The organism is Mogibacterium sp. CM50 (assembly GCF_000293155.1).
Classification (GTDB): domain Bacteria; phylum Bacillota; class Clostridia; order Peptostreptococcales; family Anaerovoracaceae; genus Mogibacterium; species Mogibacterium timidum.
On the sequence record NZ_ALNL01000030.1, the window covers coordinates 1 to 4,492 of the forward strand.

5 protein-coding genes are annotated in these 4,492 nt (G+C 43.1%); 4 read left to right on the forward strand and 1 reads right to left on the reverse strand.

Going from position 1 to position 4,492, the window contains the following annotated elements; genetic code table 11:
- The 3 genes from HMPREF1152_RS04625 to HMPREF1152_RS04635 all read left to right on the forward strand — a co-directional run.
- Window positions 1-1,690: CHAP domain-containing protein (locus HMPREF1152_RS04625; RefSeq protein WP_009644010.1), on the forward strand; the 1,690-nt coding region annotated here is incomplete at its 5' end.
- Between the two features lie 25 nt (window positions 1,691-1,715).
- The gene (locus HMPREF1152_RS04630) at window positions 1,716-1,970 is read left to right on the forward strand and encodes a DUF4315 family protein (RefSeq protein WP_009644007.1); all 255 of its coding nucleotides are present in this window, start codon (window positions 1,716-1,718) and stop codon (window positions 1,968-1,970) included.
- The gene (locus HMPREF1152_RS04635) at window positions 1,960-2,628 is read left to right on the forward strand and encodes a DUF4366 domain-containing protein (protein WP_009644008.1); all 669 of its coding nucleotides are present in this window, start codon (window positions 1,960-1,962) and stop codon (window positions 2,626-2,628) included. The genes HMPREF1152_RS04630 and HMPREF1152_RS04635 overlap by 11 nt, the downstream gene beginning before the upstream one ends.
- Window positions 2,629-2,824: 196 nt before the next feature.
- Here the strand turns inward: HMPREF1152_RS04635 and HMPREF1152_RS04640 are convergent, their stop codons facing one another.
- Entirely contained in the window at window positions 2,825-3,277 is a 453-nt protein-coding gene (locus HMPREF1152_RS04640; protein WP_009644009.1) for a DUF6650 family protein, read from the reverse strand.
- A 56-nt stretch (window positions 3,278-3,333) separates the two neighbouring features.
- Here HMPREF1152_RS04640 and HMPREF1152_RS04645 point away from each other — a divergent pair.
- On the forward strand, window positions 3,334-4,492 hold a 1,159-nt coding region (locus HMPREF1152_RS04645), incomplete at its 3' end, for a DNA topoisomerase (RefSeq protein ID WP_009644006.1).

Sequence of the window (4,492 nt, forward strand, 5' to 3'; positions counted from 1 at the left end):
CCCGGAGCTTCAAAGGTATATCAAAAAATCCGATCAGGCGGCGGACCGTCTGGATAAGGCAAGGGATAAAATACCAAAGAAAAAGAGTCTTTCCTTTGAGCGGGAGTTTGATGAAAAAACAGGCAAAGGAAAAACGAGGCTTCACTTTGAAGAAAAGGAAAAGCCCATAGTCTCCGGTAAGTCTGCAAATCCTCTTTCTCCTGCCCTTAATAAAGCAGGCGCTTTTGTGCATAAGAAAATCCATGAAACGGAGCATGACAATGCAGGCGTTGAAGCAGCCCACAAAACCGAAAAAGCCGCAGAAATACTTGGAAGATTCAGCGTAAGAAAGGCAAGAGAAAATTACAGAAATCAGAGGCTAAAGCCCTACCGCAAGGCAAGGAAAGCGGAGAAAGCCGCAGAGAAAGCAAATGCAAAATACTTTTACAAAAAAACCATGTATGAAAATCCGAATCTTTCATCTGCAAATCCCTTTAGCCGTATGCGGCAGAAAAGGAAGCTAAAAAGAAAGTATGCGGCGGAGCTTCGTAAAAAAGGTAAGAGTGCGGCAAAGGCGGCAAAAACATCCGCAGAAAAGATAAAACAGGCAGGCTCTTTTATCATACGCCACAGACGAGGGCTTGCCCTTATCATTTCCCTGCTTTTAATCTTCATTCTGATCTTTACCGGCTTATCGTCCTGCTCCTCTCTTTTATCGGGAGGCTTAAACGGGATTTTAGGTACAAGCTATACATCCGAGGACAGCGATCTTGTGGCGGTAGAAAATGCCTATGCTGCTATGGAAAATGAGCTGCAGGGAAAAATCGACAAGGTGGAAAAGAATCATCCCGGCTATGACGAGTACAAATATGAGCTTGACAGTATCGGACATAATCCCCATGAGCTTGCTTCTATTCTTACGGCAAAACACCAAAGCTATACCCTTTCCAAAGTGCAGGCTGACTTACAGAAAATTTTCACAGAGCAGTATTCTTTTACTCTTAAGGAAGAAATTGAGGTGCGCTACAAAACGGAAACCCATACCGATCCGGACACCGGAGAAACCACAGAGGAAGAAGTCCCATACAACTATTACATTCTTCATGTAAAGCTGAAAACGATGCCGCTTTCCGATATTGCAAAGGAAATACTGAATGAAGAGCAGCTTAAAATGTACCGTGTCTACCTTGAAACCAGCGGAAACAAACCCCTTGTCTTTGGCGGAGGTTCCCCTGACGGCAGTGCTTCGGAGGATTTAAGCGGCGTTCATTTTGTAAACGGCACCCGCCCCGGAAATTCGGAGCTTGTAAATCTTGCAAAAAAGCAGGTCGGAAATGTAGGCGGTTATCCTTATTGGAGCTGGTACGGCTTTAACGGACGTGTGGAATGGTGCGCCTGCTTTGTATCGTGGTGCTATCACAAGGCTGGAAAAAGCGAGCCGCGTTTTGCAGGCTGTCAGTCGCAGGGCGTTCCGTGGTTTACCTCTCATGGTCAATGGGGAAACCGAGGCTACAAAAACATTGCACCGGGCGACGCCATTTTCTTTGACTGGGACGGTGACGGCGGTGCGGATCATGTGGGAATTGTCATTGGAACGGACGGAAGCCGTGTTTATACCGTTGAAGGAAATTCAGGCGATGCCTGCAAGATTAAAAGCTATGACCTAAATTCCGGCTATATTAAAGGCTATGGCCTGATGAACTGGGATTAACAAAAAATGAAAGGAGAAAACATTTATGGCAAACAGAAAAATCTTGAAAATCGAAAACGAGATCAAAAAGACCCGTGAGAAAATCACGGAATATCAGAACAAGCTGAAAGGACTTGAGATGCAGAAAACAGAGGCGGAAAACCTTGAAATCGTGCAAATGGTAAGGTCGCTTCACATGACCCCTGCAGAGCTTGAAGAATTTTTAGCCAAAGGCGTGATTCCTGCTGATATGTCTGCAGATGAAAATGAGTATATGGAGGATATAGAAAATGAAGAATAAAATTTTGATGAGAATAACGACAGCTCTCTTTGCCGCCCTGATCCTTATGGGCGGCTTTTCTATTCCCGCTTATGCAAACGGCGGCGGTGAAGCTACCAATGACAGCAATGTAAAAACAGAGGAAAAGAAAGAAGAAAAAACGCCCCTTACTCCTGACGGCAACATGAGTCTTGTGGATAATGTCAAGGGATATGCCGCAAAGGACAAGGAATTTATCATTGTAAAAAGCAAGGGAGGAAATTACTTCTATATTGTAATCGACCATGCGGCGCAGGGAGAAAACACGGTTCATTTCTTAAATCAGGTGGATGAAAAGGATCTGCTCTCTATCATTGACGAAAAAAGCAGCCTGACCGCAAAGCCGGAGCTTCCAAAAGAGGAGGAAAAGAAAGAGCCGGAGACGGAAAAACCAAAGGAAGAAGAAAAATCGGAGAAAAAGAATCCTGCCGGCATGATCGCTTTATCCCTTATTCTCATTCTTGGACTTACAGGCGGAGCCTTCTATTATTTTAAGTTCCTAAAACCGAAGCAGGATATAAAGGGAACGACCGACCTTGACGAGTTCGACTTTGAGGACTATGAGGACGATTTTATAGAGGATGATAACGAGGACGGCGAGGAAACTTTAGAAGAAGCAGAGCCGGATGAAACACTATGACATGGTTTACAGACAGTATCTATGAACGACTGATGACGGAAAAACCGAAATGCGGGCGGCAGGAAAAAGAGCCGCCCGTTTCCTTTTCCTCAAAATGTGAGGGCTGCCCTTACAGGGGAAAGTCCCCCTGCATCGGGTACTGTATCAGGAAAATAAAAGAAAAAGACCATTGCTTATAAAACAATAGTCTTGATTTCTAATATTCTTCTGGAATTGTTTTGTGGAAAGTTAAATCATATCTCAATGAAAGTGCATTGATGTTATCACGGAAAACTTTTCTAAATTTTTTCATTGATGAAGAAAAAGTAGCATTTTCCCAATCACCATTGTGGTTTTTGTAGATAATTCCTGTTTGATCCACTTTGCTTACATCATCTAAAAAGTCGTTACACGCAGTTATCATTGTGCGTAAAGAATTTTTTGTATCATCGGAAAACTGGTTCTTTGCAAGAATGAAAACAATTCTGTTTTTAATTTCAAGAGCAGACTGTTCACACCATGATTTAACTTCCATTTCAATGGGATTTACTAACAATCTTTTAGATTCAAGAAAGAAAAAGATTTCTTGAATACTATTTTTTTCTGCTTCGGTATATTCCCATGATATGCCACCTAAAGGTGTATCAATGCCAGTGATTCTAACTCCCATTTCATCACCACCTATTACAATATATTTTTTTCATTATACCACGAAGGAGGTATTTTATGCAGTTAATTATATGTGAAAAGCCGAGTGTCGGAATGACAATTTCTTCCGCACTTGGAATCGAAACGAAAAAAGACGGATATATGGAAAGCGAGGACTTTCTTGTGTCTTGGTGCATCGGACACCTTGCAGAGCTTTCCGAGCCGTCCTGTTACGGAAAGTGCTATAAAAAGTGGAACCTTGAAGCCTTACCCATCCTGCCTGAAACATGGCAGCTTACTATCTCAAAGGATAAGGAAAAGCAATTTTCTATTCTAAAGGCACTTCTTTTTAGAAAGGATGTTACCGAGGTTATAAACAGTTGCGATGCCGGACGCGAGGGAGAACTCATTTTCCGTTTTGTTATGGAAAAAACAGGCTGCAAGAAGCCTGTAAAAAGGCTGTGGATTTCCTCAATGGAAGAAAGCGCAATCCGAAAAGGCTTTGAAAACCTGAAAGACGGAGCGGACTATGACAGCCTTTATCAGTCCGCCCTGTGCAGAGCAAAAGCGGACTGGATTGTCGGAATCAATGCAACCCGCCTCTTTTCCCTTTTATATAACCATACCTTGAATGTAGGACGGGTGCAGAGCCCGACCTTAAAAATACTTGCGGATCGAAGCGATGCGATTACCAATTTCAAGAAAGAAAAGTATTACCATGTGCACCTTGTTTTAGACGGTGCGGAAGCAGTCAGCGAAAAGTTTTCAGAAAAGGACGAAGCGGAAAAGGTTGCAAAGACCTGCAAAGGAAAAACGGCAGTCTGCACTTCTCTTACCTCTGAAAAGAAAGAAGCGCTGCCGCCGAAGCTCTTTGACCTTACCGCACTTCAAAAGGAAGCGAACCGCATTTTCGGTTACACCGCAAAGCAGACCCTTGACCTTGCACAAAGCCTTTATGAAAAGAAGCTTCTAACCTATCCGAGAACGGACAGCAATTATCTGACAGACGATATGAAAGAGACGGCGGAGGCGGTTATCCGTACTCTTTTATCAAAGTTTTCCTTTATACAGGGCGTAAAACTTATTCCGGAAATTACAGGACTTCTTAACAGCAAGAAGGTGTTGGATCATCATGCCGTGATTCCTACAATGGAGCTTGGAAAAACGGAACTTTCCATGCTTCCTGAAAGTGAGCGAAACATTCTCTTTCTTGCAGGTGCAAGGCTTCTTATGGCTT

Bases quoted from the DNA above. Each gene is read 5' to 3' on its own strand.
- HMPREF1152_RS04640 (WP_009644009.1), bottom strand. From the start codon at position 3,277: ATGGGAGTTAGAATCACTGGCATTGATACACCTTTAGGTGGCATATCA.
- HMPREF1152_RS04635 (WP_009644008.1), top strand. From the start codon at position 1,960: ATGAAGAATAAAATTTTGATGAGAATAACGACAGCTCTCTTTGCCGCC.
- HMPREF1152_RS04630 (WP_009644007.1), top strand. From the start codon at position 1,716: ATGGCAAACAGAAAAATCTTGAAAATCGAAAACGAGATCAAAAAGACC.